Annotated in this window: 15 protein-coding genes; 12 read left to right on the forward strand and 3 right to left on the reverse strand. The window is 73.1% G+C overall.

All coding sequences use genetic code 11. The features are described from left to right. Positions 1 to 80 precede the first annotated feature (80 nt). The 3 genes from coaBC (at position 81) to IF19_RS0111675 (ending at position 4,989) form a co-directional block, all read left to right on the forward strand. Entirely contained in the window at positions 81 to 1,289 is a 1,209-nt protein-coding gene (gene coaBC / locus IF19_RS0111665; protein ID WP_030276871.1) for a bifunctional phosphopantothenoylcysteine decarboxylase/phosphopantothenate--cysteine ligase CoaBC, read from the forward strand. 236 nt (positions 1,290 to 1,525) lie between these two features. Further along, a complete protein-coding gene (gene metK / locus IF19_RS0111670) occupies positions 1,526 to 2,734 on the forward strand; it encodes a methionine adenosyltransferase (protein ID WP_030116284.1) in 1,209 nt (402 codons plus the stop codon). A gap of 110 nt (positions 2,735 to 2,844) precedes the next feature. Further along, positions 2,845 to 4,989: a primosomal protein N' gene (locus tag IF19_RS0111675; RefSeq protein ID WP_030116285.1), complete on the forward strand. Its 2,145-nt coding sequence runs from the start codon at positions 2,845 to 2,847 to the stop codon at positions 4,987 to 4,989. 136 nt (positions 4,990 to 5,125) lie between these two features. Here IF19_RS0111675 and IF19_RS0111680 read toward each other — a convergent pair whose 3' ends face one another. Then, a complete protein-coding gene (locus tag IF19_RS0111680) occupies positions 5,126 to 5,692 on the reverse strand; it encodes a hypothetical protein (protein WP_030116286.1) in 567 nt (188 codons plus the stop codon). Between the two features lie 268 nt (positions 5,693 to 5,960). Here IF19_RS0111680 and fmt point away from each other — a divergent pair, with 268 nt between their 5' ends. The 4 genes from fmt (at position 5,961) to IF19_RS0111700 (ending at position 10,453) form a co-directional block, all read left to right on the forward strand. Then, complete coding sequence (gene fmt / locus IF19_RS0111685) at positions 5,961 to 6,893, forward strand: methionyl-tRNA formyltransferase (RefSeq protein ID WP_030116287.1); 933 nt, start codon at positions 5,961 to 5,963, stop codon at positions 6,891 to 6,893. Between the two features lie 114 nt (positions 6,894 to 7,007). Next, on the forward strand, positions 7,008 to 8,441 hold the full coding sequence (locus IF19_RS0111690) for an RsmB/NOP family class I SAM-dependent RNA methyltransferase (RefSeq protein WP_030116288.1): 1,434 nt from the start codon (positions 7,008 to 7,010) through the stop codon (positions 8,439 to 8,441). A gap of 199 nt (positions 8,442 to 8,640) precedes the next feature. Then, on the forward strand, positions 8,641 to 9,324 hold the full coding sequence (gene rpe / locus IF19_RS0111695; protein ID WP_030116289.1) for a ribulose-phosphate 3-epimerase: 684 nt from the start codon (positions 8,641 to 8,643) through the stop codon (positions 9,322 to 9,324). A 133-nt stretch (positions 9,325 to 9,457) separates the two neighbouring features. Beyond that, entirely contained in the window at positions 9,458 to 10,453 is a 996-nt protein-coding gene (locus IF19_RS0111700; protein WP_030116290.1) for a sugar-binding transcriptional regulator, read from the forward strand. 59 nt (positions 10,454 to 10,512) lie between these two features. On the opposite strand, the gene IF19_RS0111705 is transcribed toward IF19_RS0111700, so the two are convergent. Further along, on the reverse strand, positions 10,513 to 11,586 hold the full coding sequence (locus IF19_RS0111705; protein ID WP_030116291.1) for a terpene synthase family protein: 1,074 nt from the start codon (positions 11,584 to 11,586) through the stop codon (positions 10,513 to 10,515). A gap of 299 nt (positions 11,587 to 11,885) precedes the next feature. On the opposite strand from IF19_RS0111705, the gene IF19_RS0111710 reads away from it, so the two are divergent. The 5 genes from IF19_RS0111710 to IF19_RS0111730 all read left to right on the forward strand — a co-directional run bounded on the left by IF19_RS0111710 (position 11,886) and on the right by IF19_RS0111730 (position 18,292). Then, positions 11,886 to 13,352, forward strand: a complete 1,467-nt coding sequence (locus IF19_RS0111710; protein ID WP_030116292.1) for a GuaB1 family IMP dehydrogenase-related protein — start codon at positions 11,886 to 11,888, stop codon at positions 13,350 to 13,352. A 176-nt stretch (positions 13,353 to 13,528) separates the two neighbouring features. Next, positions 13,529 to 14,986 (forward strand): aldehyde dehydrogenase family protein, encoded by a 1,458-nt coding sequence (locus tag IF19_RS0111715; protein WP_030116293.1) that lies wholly within the window; start codon positions 13,529 to 13,531, stop codon positions 14,984 to 14,986. 125 nt (positions 14,987 to 15,111) lie between these two features. Further along, positions 15,112 to 15,570 (forward strand): Lrp/AsnC family transcriptional regulator, encoded by a 459-nt coding sequence (locus tag IF19_RS0111720; RefSeq protein ID WP_030119954.1) that lies wholly within the window; start codon positions 15,112 to 15,114, stop codon positions 15,568 to 15,570. A gap of 183 nt (positions 15,571 to 15,753) precedes the next feature. Next, positions 15,754 to 16,551, forward strand: a complete 798-nt coding sequence (locus IF19_RS0111725) for a carbon-nitrogen hydrolase family protein (RefSeq protein ID WP_030116295.1) — start codon at positions 15,754 to 15,756, stop codon at positions 16,549 to 16,551. Between the two features lie 46 nt (positions 16,552 to 16,597). Beyond that, a complete protein-coding gene (locus tag IF19_RS0111730; protein ID WP_030195570.1) occupies positions 16,598 to 18,292 on the forward strand; it encodes a flavin monoamine oxidase family protein in 1,695 nt (564 codons plus the stop codon). 19 nt (positions 18,293 to 18,311) lie between these two features. Here IF19_RS0111730 and IF19_RS0111735 read toward each other — a convergent pair whose 3' ends face one another. Then, positions 18,312 to 19,022: a DUF5995 family protein gene (locus IF19_RS0111735; protein WP_030116298.1), complete on the reverse strand. Its 711-nt coding sequence runs from the start codon at positions 19,020 to 19,022 to the stop codon at positions 18,312 to 18,314. Positions 19,023 to 19,136: the final 114 nt, after the last annotated feature.

Raw genomic sequence — 19,136 nt, forward strand, 5'->3', positions numbered from 1 at the left:
GCCGGATGAACGCGCCGCGCGCGGTGAGGCAGCATGGGACGCACAAGTTGCCGTGACGGCGCCGAGTGCGGGGAGACGCAGTGGACAAGCCGAAGGTGGTCCTGGGGGTCAGCGGGGGCATCGCCGCCTACAAGGCGTGCGAGCTGCTGCGCCGGCTGACCGAGTCCGGACACGACGTACGGGTCGTGCCGACCGCCGCCTCGCTGCATTTCGTGGGGGCCGCCACCTGGTCGGCGCTCTCCGGCCATCCGGTCTCCGACGAGGTCTGGCAGGACGTCCACGAGGTCCCGCACGTGCGGATCGGCCAGGAGGCCGACCTCGTGGTGGTCGCCCCGGCCACCGCGGACATGCTGGCCAAGGCCGCCCACGGGCTCGCCGACGACCTCCTCACCAACACCCTCCTTACCGCCCGCTGTCCGGTGGTCTTCGCCCCCGCGATGCACACGGAGATGTGGGAGCACCCGGCCACCCAGGAGAATGTGGCGACCCTGCGCCGCCGGGGCGCGGTCGTCGTCGAGCCTGCGGTCGGACGGCTCACCGGGGTCGACACCGGCAAGGGCCGGCTGCCCGATCCGGGCGAGATCTTCGAGGTCTGCCGCCGGGTGCTGGCGCGCGGGGTCGCCGAACCCGACCTCGCGGGCCGCCATGTGGTGATCAGCGCAGGCGGCACCCGCGAGCCGCTCGACCCGGTCCGCTTCCTGGGCAACCGCTCCTCCGGCAAGCAGGGGTACGCGCTGGCGCGGACCGCCGTGGCCCGGGGGGCGCGGGTCACCCTGATCGAGGCCGGCACGGGGCTGCCCGACCCCGCCGGGGCCGACGTCGTACGCGTGGGCACCGCCGTCCAGCTCCGCGAGGCCGTGCTGAAGGCCGCGCCCGACGCGGACGTCGTCGTGATGGCGGCCGCCGTCGCCGACTTCCGCCCCGCCGAGTACGCCACCGGCAAGATCAAGAAGAAGGACGGCGAGGAGGCGCCCGCGCTCACCCTGGTCCGCAACCCCGACATCCTCGCCGAGATCTCCGCCGAGCGCGCCCGGCCCGGACAGCTCGTCGTCGGATTCGCCGCCGAGACCGACGACGTTCTGGCCAACGGCCGGGCGAAGCTCCGCCGCAAGGGGTGCGACCTCCTCGTGGTCAACGAGGTGGGGGAGCGCAGGACCTTCGGCGCCGAGGAGAACGAGGCGGTCGTCCTCGCCGCGGACGGCCGGGAGACCCCGGTCCCGTACGGCCCCAAGGAGGCCCTCGCCGACACGGTGTGGGACCTGGTTTCGGAAAGCCTCCGGTCGCGGTGACCATCCGCCTCCTGGGCGAGCGAAACCATCCCATAAGCCTCAAAGCGCCGGGCCGGGAAGGCGGATTGTCCTACCGGTGAGCTCCGTGGCACACGTCACGAACCTCCCAAAGAGCGAGACACCTGGCCCGGTCGCCGGATGTGACCGATAAGCTGGCGGACGGCACGTACCCGAGCGCAGCTCTCGGACGTGCCGCCCATGATCAGCCAGCAGCCGCTGCAACCCCAGGGAGCGATGTGTCCCGCCGTCTCTTCACCTCGGAATCCGTCACCGAGGGTCACCCCGACAAGATCGCTGACCAGATCAGCGACACGATTCTCGACGCCCTCCTGACCGAGGACCCCTCCTCGCGCGTGGCCGTCGAGACCTTGATCACCACCGGTCTGGTGCATGTCGCGGGCGAGGTCACCACCAAGGCCTACGCCGACATCCCCAACCTCGTGCGCAACAAGGTTCTGGAGATCGGTTACGACTCCTCCAAAAAGGGCTTCGACGGTGCTTCCTGCGGCGTCTCGGTGTCGATTGGCGCCCAGTCGCCCGACATCGCCCAGGGTGTCGACACCGCGTACGAGAAGCGGGTCGAGGGCGATGAGGACGAGCTCGACAAGCAGGGCGCGGGCGACCAGGGCCTGATGTTCGGCTACGCCTGCGACGAGACCCCCGAGCTGATGCCCCTCCCGATCTACCTGGCGCACCGCCTCTCCCGGCGGCTGTCCGAGGTGCGCAAGAACGGGACCATCCCCTACCTGCGCCCCGACGGCAAGACCCAGGTCACCATCGAGTACGACGGTGACAAGGCGGTCCGGCTCGACACGGTGGTCGTCTCCTCGCAGCACGCCTCCGACATCGACCTGGACTCGCTGCTCGCCCCCGACATCCGCGAGTTCGTCGTCGAGCACGTCCTCGCGCAGCTCGTCGAGGACGGCATCAAGCTGGACACCGAGGGCTACCGCCTCCTGGTGAACCCGACCGGCCGCTTCGAGATCGGCGGCCCGATGGGCGACGCGGGCCTCACCGGCCGCAAGATCATCATCGACACCTACGGCGGCATGGCCCGCCACGGCGGCGGCGCCTTCTCGGGCAAGGACCCGTCCAAGGTCGACCGCTCCGCCGCCTACGCGATGCGCTGGGTCGCCAAGAACGTTGTGGCCGCCGGTCTCGCCGCCCGCTGCGAGGTCCAGGTCGCGTACGCCATCGGCAAGGCCGAGCCCGTCGGTCTCTTCGTCGAGACCTTCGGCACCGCCGCGGTCGACACGGACAAGATCGAGCACGCGATCGGCGAGGTCTTCGACCTCCGCCCGGCCGCGATCATCCGGGACCTCGACCTGCTCCGCCCGATCTACGCCCAGACCGCCGCCTACGGCCACTTCGGCCGCGAGCTGCCCGACTTCACCTGGGAGCGCACCGACCGCGTGGACGCCCTGCGCGCCGCCGCCGGTCTGTAACCGGGCGTTCCCGGCAGGATCCGACGGCGGGGCCCGGACACCGAACGCGGTGGCCGGGCCCCGCCGTCGTGCCCCGGCCGCTGTCACCGCCCTCTGGTAGGAATGCAGCTGTGAGCAGCGAGAACGAGCAGTCCGCCGAGCCCGGAGCCGGGCCGCCGGAACAGCTTGCGCTGATCCGGGAGACCGTCCGCCGGGCGAAGGTGCCGCGCGCCAAGCCGCGGACCTGGCGCGGCGCGGCCCTCGCCCGCGAGCTTCCCGTCGCCCGCGTCCTGGTCAACAAGGGCGTGCTCCACCTCGACCAGTTCTTCGACTACGCGGTCCCCGAGGAGCTGGACGCCGACGCCCGGCCCGGCGTCCGGGTCCGGGTCCGGTTCGGCGCCGGGGGGCGCAACGTCCAGGGCGGGCGGCGCGAGGGCGGCGGGCTGATCGACGGCTTCATCGTCGAGCGCCGCGCCGACTCCGACTACCGGGGGGCGCTGGCCGCCCTCGCCTCGGTGGTCTCCCCGGAGCCGGTCCTCGGGCCCGACCTGCTCGCCCTGTGCCGCGCGGTCGCCGACCGGTACGCGGGCAGCCTGGCCGACGTCGTGCAGCTCGCCGTGCCGCCCCGCAACGGGCGCGCCGAGTCCAGGCCGTCCCCGGAGCCGCTGCCGCCGCCCCCGGCGCCGCCGCCGGGCTCCTGGGAGCGGTACGCCCAGGGGCCGGCCTTCCTGCGCGCGCTGGCCGAGGGCGGGGCGCCGCGCGCGGTGTGGACCGCCCTGCCCGGACCGCACTGGCCCGCCGAGATCGCCGGGGCCGTCGCGGCGACGCTCTCCTCCGGGCGCGGCGCCCTCGTCGTCGTCCCGGACGGCCGGGCCGCCGCCCGGGTCGACGCGGCGCTGACCGAAGCGCTCGGCACGGGCCGGCACGCCCTGCTGACCGCCGAGTCCGGCCCCGAGAAGCGCTACCGCCAGTGGCTCGCGGTGCGCCGGGGCTCGGTGCGGGCGGTCGTGGGCACCCGGGCCGCCATGTTCGCTCCCCTCCGCGACCTCGGGCTCGTCGTCGTCTGGGACGACGGCGACTCCAGCCACAGCGACGACAACGCCCCCTTCCCGCACGTCCGCGAGGTCCTGGAACTGCGCGCGACCCAGGGCCGCTGCGGCTTCCTGCTCGGCGGGACGAGCTGCACGGTGGAGGCCGCCCAGCTCGTGGAGAGCGGCTGGGCACTGCCCCTCCTCGCCGACCGCGAGCGGCTGCGCCGGGCCGCCCCCCTGATCCGTACGGTCGGGGACGGCGAGCTGGCCAGGGACGGGGCCGCCCGCTCGGCCCGGCTGCCCAGCCTCGCCTGGGGTGCGGTGCGCGACGGGCTGCGCAGCGGTCCGGTGCTGGTCCAGGTGCCCCGCCGCGGCTACGCCCCCCGCCTCGCCTGCGAACGCTGCCGCACGCCCGCCCGCTGCCGGCACTGCGCCGGCCCCCTCCAGGCGCCGGACCAGCGCGATCTGGACTGCGCCTGGTGCGGGCGGCCCGAGGGGGCCTGGCAGTGCGCGGAGTGCGGGTCCTTCCGGCTGCGCGCCCAGATCGTCGGCGCCCGCCGCACGGCGGAGGAGCTGGGCCGGGCCTTTCCCGCCGTGCCCGTCCGCACCTCGGGGCGCGACCACGTCCTGGACGCGGTGCCCGGCGCCCCGGCCCTGGTCGTCTCCACGCCGGGCGCCGAGCCCGTCGCCGAGGGCGGCTACGCGGCCGCCCTGCTGCTGGACGGCTGGGCCATGCTCGGCCGCCCCGATCTGCGGGCGGGGGAGGAGGCGCTGCGCCGGTGGACGGCGGCGGCGGCCCTGGTGCGCGGACAGGACGAGGGGGGCACGGTGGTGATCGTGGCCGAGCCGACGGAGCGCGCGGTGCAGGCGCTGGTGCGCTGGGACCCGGCGGGGTTCGCCCGGCGGGAGCTGGCGGAGCGGGCCGAGCTGGGTTTCCCGCCGGTCTCCCGGATGGCCTCGGTGACCGGTCCCGTCGACGCGCCGGCCGCGTTCCTCGCCGGGGCGGGGCTGCCGCCCGAGGCCGAGATCCTGGGGCCCGTGCCGGTGCCCTCGGCCGAGCCCGGCAGGCCCCGCAGACCGGGGGACGCCCCGCCGGGGGAGAGCTGGGAGCGCGCCCTGGTCCGGGTCGTGCCGGGCCGGGGGGCGGCGCTCGCCCGCGCCCTCAAGACGGCGCTCGCTGCCCGGATGGCCAAGGGGGCGGCCGACCCGGTCCGCATCAGGATCGACCCGCCCGACATCGGCTGAAGGGGCACGGGCTTCCCGGGCCCCGGGGCGCGTCCGGGGCGGGGGAGCCGCCGCTCAGCGGCACGTGGTCGTGGGCCGGCGAGGGACTGCCCCACCGTGCGACCGGCACGGCGGGGCAGGGGAGGGGGCGGAGCGGTCAGCCGTTGCGGGGGCCGGGGAAGGCGCCCGGGCGCAGCTCGTCGCGGGCCGCCTTCTGGGCCGACGACGGCTGCGGCGGCATCGAACGGGCCGCGGGGACCGAGGGCATCGGGGAGCCGGGCCCTCCGGCGGACGCCCCGGACAGCCCGGTGGAGACGGAGACCGGGCGGGACACGGAGGCCGTCTCGGCGCCCGACTCGGCGGTGGGCTGCGGGGTGGCGCGGCGCGCCCCGTAACGACGGTGCACCGCCTGCTTCGTGACGCCGAGGGCGGAGCCCACCGCGTCCCAGGAGAAGCCCAGCGAACGGTCGAAGTCCACCGCCGCGGTGACCAGGGTCTCGACGCTGTCCCGCAGTTCCTGCGCGAGGCGGACGGTGGGGGCCGGGGCCCTGCCGTAGACGACGAACCCCGCGGAGGGGCCGGAGCGGCGCGGGCGGTAGACGTTGCCCAGCTGGGCGGTGAGGGTGCGCAGTGCGTCCACCTGCCGCCGGACCCGCTCGATGTCCCGCACCAGAAGATGCAGACTGGCCCGCGCTTGGGCGTCGTGCGTTGCGTGGTCGGCCATGAAGAAGCCTCTCGAACCGGCGTTGAAAGGGACCGGGCCGCGTTCGGGGCGGCCCGCTTCGGTCAATCTCCTTTGACCAACGCCCGAGCCGGGTCTGTGGTCACGCTGTCGGGGCGTACGAGGATGTGCGCGGGGCGCAAACGGCGCGCGTACGCCCCCGGGATCGCCGCCCGCCCGCAGGGCTGCCCGGGTCCGGTCCGTCCGCAGACTCTAGACTGGTGTGCTGCTCGTCACCGTACGTCTTGGCCCGAGAGGCAGTCAGCCACCCATGAAGCTCGTCTTCGCCGGCACCCCCGAAGTCGCCGTCCCCGCCCTGGACGCCCTGATCGCCTCCGACCGCCACGAGGTGGCCGCCGTCGTGACCCGTCCGGACGCCCCGGCCGGCCGGGGCCGCAGGCTCGTCGCGAGCCCGGTGGCCGAACGGGCGGAGGAGGCCGGGATCGAGGTGCTCAAGCCCGCCAGGCCCCGGGACGAGGCGTTCCTCGCCCGGCTGCGCGAGATCGCGCCGGACTGCTGCCCCGTCGTCGCCTACGGGGCCCTGCTGCCCAAGGTCGCCCTCGACGTGCCCGCCCGGGGCTGGGTCAACCTGCACTTCTCGCTGCTGCCCGCCTGGCGGGGCGCGGCGCCCGTCCAGCACGCGGTGATGGCCGGGGACGAGGTGACCGGGGCGTCGACCTTCCTGATCGAGGAGGGGCTGGACTCCGGGCCGGTCTACGGCGTCCTCACCGAGGAGGTCCGCCCCACCGACACCAGCGGCGACCTGCTCACCCGGCTCGCCTTCGCCGGGGCGGGGCTGCTCGCCGCCACCATGGACGGCATCGAGGACGGCACGCTGCACGCCGTGCCCCAGCCGCCCGAGGGCGTCACCCTGGCCCCGAAGATCACGGTGGAGGACGCCCAGGTCGACTGGTCCGCCCCCGCCCTCCGGGTCGACCGGGTGGTACGCGGCTGCACCCCGGCCCCCGGAGCCTGGACGCTGTTCCGGGGCGAACGGCTCAAGCTGGTCCAGGCCGTGCCGGTACCGGACCGCACCGACCTGGTCCCGGGCGAGCTGTCGGCGGCCAAGAACAACGTGTACGCGGGCACCGGCTCGCACGCCGTCGAGCTGCTCTGGGTCCAGCCGCAGGGCAAGAAGCCGATGCGGGCCGCCGACTGGGCGCGCGGGGTCCGCATCGCGCCGGGCGAGCTGCTGGGGGCGTAGGGCTCGCCCCGCCGGGGCCCGGCGCAGGGCCCGCCCCTCTCGTTCGAGGGGCCGGGAGCGGCGACGTACGCTGGGGGAGTTCGCCCCACCCACCCTCAGCGGAGCACCTTTCACGTGAACGACCAGCCGCGTCGCCGTCCCGCCAAGCCCCACCGCCGGCCCAAGAAGGACCCGGTCCGCTTCCTCGCCTTCGAGGCGCTGCGGGCCGTCGACGAGCGCGACGCGTACGCCAACCTGGTGCTGCCCCCGCTGCTGAAGAAGGCCCGCGCCAAGGGCGACTTCGACGGCCGGGACGCGGCGCTGGCGACCGAGCTGGTCTACGGCACCCTGCGCCGCCAGGGCACGTACGACGCGATCGTGGCGGCCTGCATCGACCGGCCGCTGCGCGAGGTGGACCCGCCGGTCCTCGACGTGCTGAACATGGGCGTCCACCAGCTGCTCGGCACCCGTATCCCCACCCACGCGGCCGTCTCCGCCAGTGTGGAGCTGGCCCGGGTGGTGCTGGGGGAGGGGCGCGCGAAGTTCGTCAACGCGGTGCTGCGCAAGGTGAGCGCGCACGACCTCGACGGCTGGGTGGAGAAGGTCGCCCCGCCGTACGACGAGGACGCCGAGGACCACCTCGCCGTCGTCCACTCGCATCCGCGCTGGGTCGTCTCCGCGCTCTGGGACGCGCTGGGCGGCGGCCGGGCCGGCATCGAGGACCTGCTGGAGGCCGACAACGAGCGCCCCGAGGTGACCCTGGTCGCCCGCCCCGGCCGCTCCACCCCCGAAGAGCTGGCCGAGGCCCTGGGCGAGGACAACTCCCTGCCGGGCCGCTGGTCCCCGTACGCCGTGCGGATGGCCGAGGGCGGCGAGCCCGGCGCGCTGGCGGCCGTCCAGGAGGGCCGGGCGGGGGTCCAGGACGAGGGCAGCCAGCTCGTCGCCGCCGCCCTGGCCGCCGCCCCCGTCGAGGGGAGCGACACCCGCTGGCTGGACGGCTGCGCGGGCCCCGGCGGGAAGGCCGCGCTGCTGGCCGCGCTGGCCGCCGGGCGCGGCGCCACCCTGCTCGCCGCCGAGAAGCAGCCGCACCGCGCCCGGCTGGTCGAGCGGGCGCTCGCCGGCAACCCCGGCCCGTACCAGGTGATCACCGCCGACGGCACCCGCCCGCCGTGGCTGCCGGGCAGCTTCGACCGGATCCTGATGGACGTGCCCTGTTCGGGGCTGGGCGCGCTGCGGCGGCGGCCCGAGTCGCGCTGGCGGCGTCGCGCCGAGGACCTGGAGGGCTTCGCCCCGCTCCAACGGGGCCTGCTGCGCGAGGCGTTGAAGGCCGTCCGGGTCGGCGGCGTGGTCGGTTACGCGACCTGCTCGCCGCATCTCGCGGAGACCCGGGTCGTCGTCGAGGACGTGCTCAAGGGGCGGGGCGGGGAGCCGGTGGAGGCCGAGTGGATCGACGCCCGGCCGCTGCTGCCCGGGGTGCCCGCCCTGGGCGAGGGGCCCGACGTCCAGCTCTGGCCGCATCTGCACGGCACCGACGCGATGTACCTGGCTCTGCTCCGCCGGACCGGCTGAGCGCCCCGCCCCGGGGCCCGTCCGCCGTCCCGGATCGGCCGGAACCCGTCGCGTACGTACGCGGGACGGGCGCCCGTCGATCGCAAAAGAGCGGTAAAGCGCTGGCAAAATGCCCAGAATGCGCGGACTGTGAAGGCCGTGTGCGGCTTCGTGGCGCATCGAGGCGGGGAACCGGCGCGGAACGTGGCAGGCTTGGGTCATGGCGCAGATCAACCCCAGCATCCTGTCCGCCGATTTCGCGCGTCTCGCCGAGGAGGCGAAGGCGGTCGAAGGCGCGGACTGGCTCCATGTCGATGTCATGGACAACCACTTTGTGCCCAACCTGACCCTCGGCGTGCCGATCGTCGAGGCGCTCGGCAAGGCCACGGACACCCCGCTGGACTGCCACCTCATGATCGAGGACGCGGACCGCTGGGCCCCTCAGTACGTGGAGGCCGGAGCCGGGTCCGTCACCTTCCACGCGGAGGCCGCCGCCGCGCCGGTGCGCCTGGCGCGCGAGATCCGGGCGAAGGGGGCGCGCGCCTCGATGGCGCTCAAGCCCGCGACGCCGATCGAGCCGTACGAGGACCTGCTCCCCGAGCTGGACATGCTGCTGATCATGACGGTCGAGCCGGGCTTCGGCGGCCAGGCGTTCCTCGACATCATGCTGCCGAAGATCCGCCGCACCCGTGAGCTGATCGACAAGCACGGGCTCGAACTCTGGCTCCAGGTCGACGGCGGGGTCTCGGCCGCCACCATCGAGCGGTGCGCGGAGGCCGGCGCCGACGTCTTCGTGGCCGGATCGGCGGTCTACGGGGCGGCGGACCCGGCGGCGGCGGTGCGGGACCTGCGTGCCCTGGCGGACGTGGCGACGGCCGCGGCCCCCTGGGCGTGCGACCACTGAACCAAGGACAGATGAACGGGGCCCGACAGGGCCGATCAAGGATCGCCGGATCTGACAGGATGAACGGCGTATCGGGCGTGTGAACAGCAGTGAGGAGATCGCGGTGTCTGGCATCTCGGCGGGTCGGTCAGCCATGCGGATGGGACCCGCGGAGCTGGTGCAGGCGGCGGCCATGGCCCGCCGGTTCTACCTGGAGGGCAAGTCCAAGATCCAGATCGCCGAGGAGTTCGGCGTGAGCCGCTTCAAGGTGGCCCGGGTCCTGGAGACCGCCCTCGAACGCGATCTCGTACGGATCGAGATCCGGGTCCCGGCCGAGCTGGACGCCGAACGCTCCGACGCCCTGCGCGCCCGCTACGGGCTGCGGCACGCGGTGGTCGTCGAGTCCCCGGCCGACGAGCAGGACGACGCCGCCGACCCGGAGAACCTGGGCGAGGTCGCGGCCGACCTCCTCGGCGAACTGGTGACCGAGGGCGATGTGCTCGGTCTGGCCTGGGGCCGCTCCACCATCCACATGGCCGCGGCGCTGGACAGACTCCCGCCGTGCACGGTGGTCCAGCTGACCGGTGTGTACGACGCGGGGACCGCCGAGCGCGGCTCGGTCGAGGCGGTCCGCCGGGCGGCCCAGGTCTCCGGCGGCGAGGCGCACCCCATCTACGCCCCGATGCTGCTGCCGGACCCCGCGACGGCCGCCGCGCTGCGCGACCAGACGGGGATCGCCCGCGCCTTCGAGTACTTCGACAAGGTGACGGTCGCGGCCGTCTCCATCGGGTCCTGGGAGCCGGGCATCTCCACGGTCCACGACATGCTCTCGGACGCCGAGCGCGCCCACTACGCCTCGCTCGGCGTCGCCGCCGAGATGTCCGCGCACCTCTTCGACGCCGACGGCCGCCGCGTCGGCCGCGACCTGGGGGAACGCTGCATCACCGTCGAGGCGGACCGGCTGCGCCGGATCCCCGAGGTGGTCGCGATCGCGGGCGGCCAGCGCAAGGCGGCGGCGATCGGAGCGGTGCTGCGCTCCGGCCTCGTCACCAGCCTGGTCACGGACACGGCCGCCGCCGACTACCTGCTGACCGAGTCCGCCGCGGGCGTCCGCCCGGCGCTGGAGCGGGCCGATCCCGACGGCGAGTGACGCCGGGAACGCGCCGATGGCCGGTCACCCCGAGAGGTGACCGGCCATCGTGCCGTTCCTCAGCCGGTCGGCGGCGCCTTGGCGGCGCACGGAGCGGGCGCCGCCTCCTTGCGCGCCGGCGGGACGCCCAGCACGGCCTCCTCCAGATACTCCTCGGGCTCCTCGTACTGGGCCACGTCGGCGGGGTTGTAGCGCGGCGTCCGGCGCGACCAGTCGAGATTGCCCCGCATCCAGCTCCGCATCCCGTCGAGGTAGGGCACCAGCAGCCCGGACAGCTCCGGATACAGCTCCAGCAGCTCGTCCTCGGCGGTCAGGAACCGCTCCGTCTCCGTCGCCAGGCGCTCCGCGACGTGGTCCAGCGCCTGCTGCTCCCCGAGGCCCCGGTGGTGGCGGACCAGATGCACCAGGTTGTGGATCTCGCCGAGCACCTGCTCCTTCTCGAAGGAGTAGACGTCGTTGGCCCAGCAGACGTGGTTGCAGGCGGCTTCCAGGGCGGTGATGAACCGGGGGTCGTTGTGGATCGACTCCGGGGCCTCGATCCCCGCCACGATCTCTATGAGGTCCATGCAGACGTGGATGGCCCCGGTGTGCCGCCGCTTGGCGATGTACGTCTCCTCCGACGGCACCACGCCCTCCGCGCGGTTCCTGGTCTCCCAGGTGGTGGCGGTCGTGAGGTAGGAGACCAGGTGCCAGGCGAACCGGGTCCGCCAGTGCGGGGCGGCGTTGGGCGTCGTACGTTTCCACAGGTCGGCCAGGGCGGTCACGGCGGCCGGGACCTCCTCGCCCGGCTGCGGCTCCGGGGCGGAGCCGTCGACCACCGCGCGCATCCGGTCGACGACGTCCCTCACCCGTTCGGGTGACCGGCCGAGGTGGCCGTCGTCGAGCTGGTCGTCGACGAGGAAGAGCCAGACGAACCAGTCGGCCACCAGATCGAGGTGTGCCTCGTCGGCGGTCGGGTGGACCATGCCGACGAACGACCCGAAATCGGCTTGCTCGAACCGCTTCCTCGCGGACTCGCGGTGGACCAGGCCGGTTTGTCTGGTCCAGACGTCCAGGTGCGCCCGGGTGTGGGCCACGTGCGGATTGGTCCGCTGCGGGAACGGGCAGTAGATGTCCGGCAGTTCGCTGTCCACAGGCGGATCGGGATCCTCTCCGGTCAAACGGTGTGCCCAGGGGAGCCGACGAGTCTGCGCCGACGCTTCCGGCACCCCCGAGACCTGCGGCTTTGAAGCTACCTGACCCCTTGTCACCGGGTCCAGGGATGGTGATCACGAATGATTCGAATCCCGTTCGGGTAGGCTCCGGGGGTAAGGCAGGTTCCACTTGCCCGGGGCCCCCGGCCGCCTCTTCGGAGGAACATACGAACGCGGGGGTCTTTTGCTGTGTCTTCGTGGAAGCGACCTGCACCGTTTCGTATGAAAAAATGTGAGTCATGCGTTTTCTTGAGCCGGGCACCGGTCGCTACACAGAGTCCCCCGCGGTCCCGTACGACCTCACGTACGACGACGTCTTCATGGTTCCGGGCCGCTCGGCGGTCGGATCCCGCCAGGGAGTGGACCTCTCGTCGCCGGACGGCACCGGCACCACCATCCCGCTCGTGGTCGCCAACATGACCGCGATCGCGGGCCGCCGGATGGCCGAGACCGTCGCCCGCCGAGGCGGCCTCGTCGTCATCCCCCAGGACATCCCGATCGAGGTCGTCACCGACGTCATCTCCTGGGTCAAGACGCGCCACCTGGTCCTCGACACCCCGATCGAGCTGGCCCCCGGCCAGACCGTCGCCGACGCCCTGTCGCTGCTGCCCAAGCGCGCCCACGGCGCGGGCGTCGTCGTCGACGCCGACCGCCGCCCGGTGGGCGTCGTCACCGACCACGACCTCACCGGCGTCGACCGCTTCACCCAGCTCTCCGAGGTCATGTCCAAGGACCTGGTGCTGCTCGACGCGGACATCGACCCGCGCGACGCCTTCAACAAGCTCGACGGCGCCAACCGCAAGCTGGCCCCCGCCGTCGACGCCGAGGGCCGCCTCGTCGGCATCCTCACCCGCAAGGCCGCCCTGCGCGCCACCCTCTACACCCCCGCCACCGACGACCAAGGCAAGCTGCGTGTCGCCGCGGCCGTCGGCATCAACGGCGACGTGGCCGGCAAGGCCAAGCAGCTCCTGGACGCGGGCGCCGACGTCCTCGTGGTGGACACCGCCCACGGCCACCAGGAGTCCATGATCAGCGCGGTGCGGGCCGTCCGCGCGCTCGACCCCCGGGTGCCGATCGTCGCGGGCAACATCGTCGCCGCCGAGGGCGTGCGCGACCTGATCGAGGCGGGAGCCGACATCATCAAGGTCGGCGTCGGCCCCGGCGCCATGTGCACCACCCGGATGATGACCGGCGTCGGCCGCCCGCAGTTCTCCGCCGTCCTGGAGTGCGCCGCCGAGGCGAAGAAGCACGGCAAGCACGTCTGGGCGGACGGCGGCGTCCGGCACCCGCGCGACGTCGCCATGGCGCTCGCCGCCGGCGCGTCCAACGTGATGATCGGCTCCTGGTTCGCGGGGACGTACGAGTCGCCCGGCGACCTCCAGCAGTCGGCGGACGGCCGCTCCTACAAGGAGTCCTTCGGGATGGCCTCGGCCCGCGCCGTCAAGAACCGCACCTCGGAGGAGTCCGCGTACGACCGCGCCCGCAAGGCGCTGTTCGAGGAGGGCATCTCCACCTCCCGCATGTTCCTCGACCCGACGCGCCCGGGTGTGGAGGACCTGATCGACTCGATCATCGCCGGGGTTCGCTCCTCCTGCACCTACGCCGGCGCCGGCTCCCTCGCGGAGTTCGCCGAGAAGGCGGTCGTCGGAGTGCAGAGCGCCGCCGGTTACGCCGAGGGCAAGCCGCTCCACGCCAGCTGGAGTTGATCCCGCACGGACACAACGCTCCTGCCCCCGCCGGTACTTCGATCCGGTGGGGGCAGGGGCGTTTTCGGGCGCTGTTTCCGGGCACCCGGAGTGGCTTGCGAGCCGCTGCAACTCTGTTGAGAAATAAGTAATATGAAGCGCACTCAGCTGCCCGCCACTCTGCGGTAAGGGATCTCATGTCCTTCTTCACTGACCTGGCCCACCAGTACATCGACGGCGAGTGGAGGCCGGGGAAGGGGTCCTGGGACATCATCGACTTCAACCCGTTCGACGGGGAGAAGCTCGCCTCGATCCCGGTGGCCACGGCGGGCGAGGTCGACCAGGCGTACCGCGCCGCGGAGCGGGCCCAGCAGGCGTGGGCGGACACCAACCCGTACAGCAGGCGGGCCGTCCTGGAGAAGGCGCTGCGCATCGTCGAGGAGCGCGAGGCGGAGATCAGCGAGGCCATCGTCGCCGAACTCGGCGGCACCCGGCTGAAGGCCGCCTTCGAACTGCACCTGGCCAAGGAGTTCCTCCGCGAGTCGATCCAGCTCGCGCTGCGCCCCGCCGGACAGATCCTCCCCTCGCCGACCGAGGGCAAGGAGAACCGCGTCTACCGCGTGCCCGTCGGGGTCGTCGGCGTGATCAGCCCCTTCAACTTCCCCTTCCTGCTCTCCCTCAAGTCCGTCGCGCCCGCCCTGGCCCTCGGCAACGCCGTCGTCCTCAAGCCGCACCAGAACACCCCGATCTGCGGCGGCACCCTGCTCGCCAAGATCTTCGAGGACGCCGGGCTCCCCGCGGGTCTGCTGAACGTCGTGATCACCGACATCGCGGAGATCGGCGACACCCTGCTGGAGCACCCCGTGCCGCAGGTCATCTCCTTCACCGGCTCGGACAAGGTCGGCCGCCACGTCGCCACCGTCTGCGCCACCCACCTCAAGCGGGCCGTCCTCGAACTCGGCGGCAACAGCGCCCTGATCGTCCTCGACGACGCGGACGTGGACTACGCCGTGGACGCGGCGGTCTTCAGCCGCTACGTCCACCAGGGCCAGGTCTGCATGGCCGCCAACCGCATCCTGGTCGACCGCGCCGTCGAGGCGGAGTTCACCGAGAAGTTCGTCGCCAAGGTCGCCTCGCTGACCGTGGGCGACCCCGCCGACCCGGCCACCCAGATCGGCCCCCTGATCAACTCCTCGCAGGCCGAATCCGTCTCCAAGCTCGTCGACCAGACCGTGGCCGCCGGGGCCACCGCCCTCCTGCACGGCCGCGCCGACGGCAACCTGGTCAGCCCCTCCGTGCTCACCGGCCTCGCCGCCGACTCGCCCGTCCTCCAGCAGGAGATCTTCGGCCCCGTCGCCCTGCTGATCCCCTTCGACGGCGAGGAGGAGGCGGTCCGCATCGCCAACGACACCCCGTACGGGCTCAGCGGCGCCGTCCACACCGGCAACATCGAGCGCGGCGTGCGCATCGGGCAGCGCGTCCACACCGGCATGATTCACATCAACGACGGCACCGTCCACGACGAGCCGATCGTCCCCTTCGGCGGCGAGAAGAGCTCCGGCCTCGGCCGGCTGAACGGCGACTCCATGGTCGAGGCGTTCACCACCCAGAAGTGGATCTCCATCCAGCACGGCCGCTCGCGGTTCCCCTTCTGACCCGTCCGGCCCCTTCACCGCACCGCCCCGGGCGCGCTCGCGTCCGGCGGGTTCGTGGTCTACTGCGGGAGGCGGCACCCACCGCCTCCCGCCCCGGCCCACCGCAGAGAAGTGAACCGCCCGACGTGCGCCTGAACGACCTCGACGAACGCATCGTCCACACCCTCGCCGAAGACGCCCGGCGCTCCTACGCCGACATCGGCGCCATCGTCGGCCTCTCCGCCCCCGCCGTGAAACGCCGCGTCGACCGGCTGCGCGCCGAGGGCGCCATCACCGGCTTCACCGTACGGGTCGACCCGGCCGCGCTCGGCTGGGAGACCGAGGGGTTCATCGAGATCTACTGCAGCCGCAACACCTCCCCGGACGCCATCAAGCAGGGGCTCGCCCGCTACCCGGAGATCGCCTCGGCCTCCACCGTGACCGGCGAGGCGGACGCGGTGGTGCAGGTCTTCGCCGCCGACATGCGCCACTTCGAGCAGGTCCTGGAACGGATCGCGGGGGAGCCGTACGTCGAGCGAACCAAGTCCGTCCTGGTGCTCTCGCCCCTGCTGCGCCGCTACTCTGCGGAGGCCCCGCCGGCCTGAGGCAGTGGCTCACATCACCTGGCTGACCTGCGGTGATGCCGGACGCAACGATTCGCCGCCGCACGTGCTTCCAGCGCAACGAATCGACGGTCGATGCGCAACACTCGCGCCTTGTCCGGGCCGATCGGGTCCACGTACCTTCGATACGTCTCCCCACCCCGCCCGCACCGCCCGAGGTCAGCCATGCCGTCGTTGCGCACCGCCCTGCTCCAGAGCTCCGGACGTCCCGGCGCCGTCGCCGAGAACCTGAAGGCGCTGGACGAGGCCGCCGCCCGGGCCGCCGGGGCGGGAGCCCGGCTGCTGGTCTCGCCCGAGCTGTTCCTCACCGGGTACGCCATCGGCGACGCCGTCCCCGACCTGGCCGAGCCCGCCGACGGCCCCGGCGCCGAGGCGATCGCCGAGATCGCCGTCCGCCACGGCCTCGCCGTCCTCTACGGCTACCCGGAGCGCGACGGAGAGCGGATCTTCAACGCCTCCCAGCTCATCGGCGCCGACGGCACGAGGCTCGCGAACTACCGCAAGACCCACCTCTTCGGCTGCTTCGAGCAGGAGTGGTTCACCCCCGGCGAGCGGACCGTCGTCCAGGCCGACCTCGACGGCGTCCGGATCGGCCTGCTGATCTGCTACGACGTCGAGTTCCCGGAGAACGTCCGGGCGCACGCCCTGGCCGGCACCGATCTGCTGCTGGTGCCCACCGCGCAGATGCACCCCTTCCAGTTCGTCGCCGAATCCGTCGTCCCCGTACGGGCCTTCGAGAACCAGATGTACGTGGCGTACGTCAACCGGACCGGCCCGGAAGGCGAGTTCGAGTTCGTCGGGCTGAGCTGCCTGGCCGGCCCCGACGGCACCGTCCGCACCCGTGCCGGACGCGGCGAGGAACTCGTCGTCGGCGAGGTGGACCCCGTCCTCCTGGCCGCCTCGCGCGAGGCCAACCCTTACCTCGCGGACCGCCGCCCCGGTCTCTACGGCTCCCTCGCCTGAGCCGGCCCGCCCCCAACTTCCGTACCGCGCAAGGAGTCCGTACCCCATGACGTCCACGGTGCCCAACGCCGTCCAGCACACCGACGCCGCCGCCCCGCCGATCACCATGTTCGGGCCGGACTTCCCGTACGCGTACGACGACTTCCTCGCCCACCCGGCGGGGATCGGGCAGATACCGGCGACCGAGCACGGCCAGGAGGTCGCCGTCATCGGCGGCGGGCTCTCGGGCGTCATCGCCGCGTACGAGCTGATGAAGATGGGCCTCAAGCCCGTCGTCTACGAGGCCGACCGGATTGGCGGACGGCTGCGCACCGTCGGCTTCGACGGCTGCGACCCCGGCCTCACCGCCGAGATGGGCGCGATGCGCTTCCCGCCCTCCTCTACGGCGCTCCAGCACTACATCGACCTGGTGGACCTGGAGACCCGGCCCTTCCCCAACCCGCTCTCCCCGGCCACGCCCTCCACCGTCGTGGACCTCAAGGGCGAGTCGCACTACGCCGAGACCATCGACGACCTGCCGCAGGTCTACCGCGACGTGGCCGACGCCTGGGCGGCCTGCCTGGAGGAGGGCGCCGACTTCTCCGACATGAACCGGGCGCTGCGCGAGCGCGACGTCCCGCGCATCCGGGAGATCTGGTCCCAGCTCGTCGAGCGGCTCGACAACCAGACCTTCTACGGCTTCCTCTGCGACTCCGAGGCGTTCAGGTCCTTCCGGCACCGCGAGATCTTCGGCCAGGTCGGATTCGGCACCGGCGGCTGGGACACCGACTTCCCCAACTCCATCCTGGAGATCCTCCGCGTCGTCTACACCGAGGCCGACGACCACCACCGCGGCATCGTCGGCGGCAGCCAGCAGCTCCCGCAGCGGCTGTGGGAGCGCGAGCCGCGGAAGATCGTCCACTGGCCGCTCGGCACCTCGCTCTCCTCGCTGCACGACGGCGAGCCGCGCGGGGCCGTGACCCGGCTGACCCGCACCGCGGGCAACCGCATCACGGTCACCGACGCCACCGGTGACATCCGCACCTTCCGGGCCGCCGTCTTCACCGGCCAGTCCTGGCTGCTGCTCTCCAAGATCGACTGCGATGACGCGCTCTTCCCGATCGACCACTGGACGGCGATGGAGCGCACCCACTACATGGAGTCGTCCAAGCTGTTCGTCCCGGTCGACCGGCCGTTCTGGCTGGACAAGGACGAGGCCACCGGCCGCGACACCATGTCGATGACGCTCACCGACCGGATGACCCGGGGGACCTATCTGCTGGACGACGGGCCGGACAAGCCCGCCGTCATCTGCCTCTCCTACACGTGGTGCGACGACAGCCTGAAGTGGCTGCCGCTCTCCCCGAACGAGCGCATGGAGGTCATGCTCAAATCGCTCGGCGAGATCTACCCGAACGTCGACGTCCGCAGCCACATCATCGGCAACCCGGTCACCGTCTCCTGGGAGAACGAGCCCTGGTTCATGGGCGCGTTCAAGGCCAATCTGCCCGGTCACTACCGCTACCAGCGGCGGCTGTTCACCCACTTCATGCAGGACCGGCTGCCCGAGGACAAGCGCGGGATCTTCCTCGCCGGGGACGACATCTCCTGGACGGCCGGCTGGGCCGAGGGCGCCGTGCAGACCGCGCTCAACGCCGTGTGGGGCGTCATGCACCAGTTCGGCGGAGCGACCGACGCCACCAACCCCGGCCCCGGCGACCTCTTCGACGAGATCGCCCCGGTCGAGCTCCCGGAGGACTGAGGCCGTACCGGCGCGGGCCTCAGCGGCAGGGGGTGAGCAGCAGCCGCCCCACCAGGCCCGCGCCCGCGTCGGTCCGCTGCCGGAACTCCTCGGCCAGCGCGGGGAACGCGCGCAGCCGCCAGAGCGTCCGGGCCGCCGACCAGGCCGCCTCGCGGGCCCGCTCCAGGCTCCAGGAATGCACCAGATGGGTCAGCGGGTCCGCGACCTCCAGGACGTCGGGGCCCGGCAGCAGGACGTCGTGGACGTGCTCCTCCAGTAACGCGAGGAGATCGCCCATCTGCTCGAACTCCCCTTCGAGATCAGCGGGTTCGCAGCCGAGCACCCGGCAGGCGTCCACCACCGCCAGCACCAGATCGTGCCCCACGTGCGCCTGGAGACCGCCGAGCGCCCACTGCGCCGGCCGTACGCCGGGATGGCGGCGGTACGGGAGCAGCGGGCGCCAGCACTCCGGCGGACGGCCGCCCGCCGCCGCCGTCTCCACCGCCGACAGATAGCGCTCCGCGCAGCGCGCACTCAGCAGGGCGGCGGCTCCCCGGTCGTCGAAGCCCGCCCGGCCGAGGTCCGGGTCCACCCGCTCCACGGCGTCCAGATAGGCCGCGTTGAAGACGGCGACCCCGCCCCCGGCCGGCCACCGGGAACGCCATTCCCGCATACGTTCGATCACCGGGATGCCGCCCGGACCCGGGTCCCCGAGGCCGGCCGGGAGCTCGGACTGTTCGATCTGCGTCATGCGCGGAGCGTCCCAGTACCGGTCCCACCACGCCGCTGACCGGTCCGAGATTCATCGGAACGGGCGAACGGCGGCGGAAGAGGCGACGAAGGGCGCCGGGCGCTTCGCGGTGGG

The organism is Streptomyces californicus (assembly GCF_000717645.1).
GTDB classification, from domain to species: Bacteria; Actinomycetota; Actinomycetes; order Streptomycetales; family Streptomycetaceae; genus Streptomyces; species Streptomyces californicus.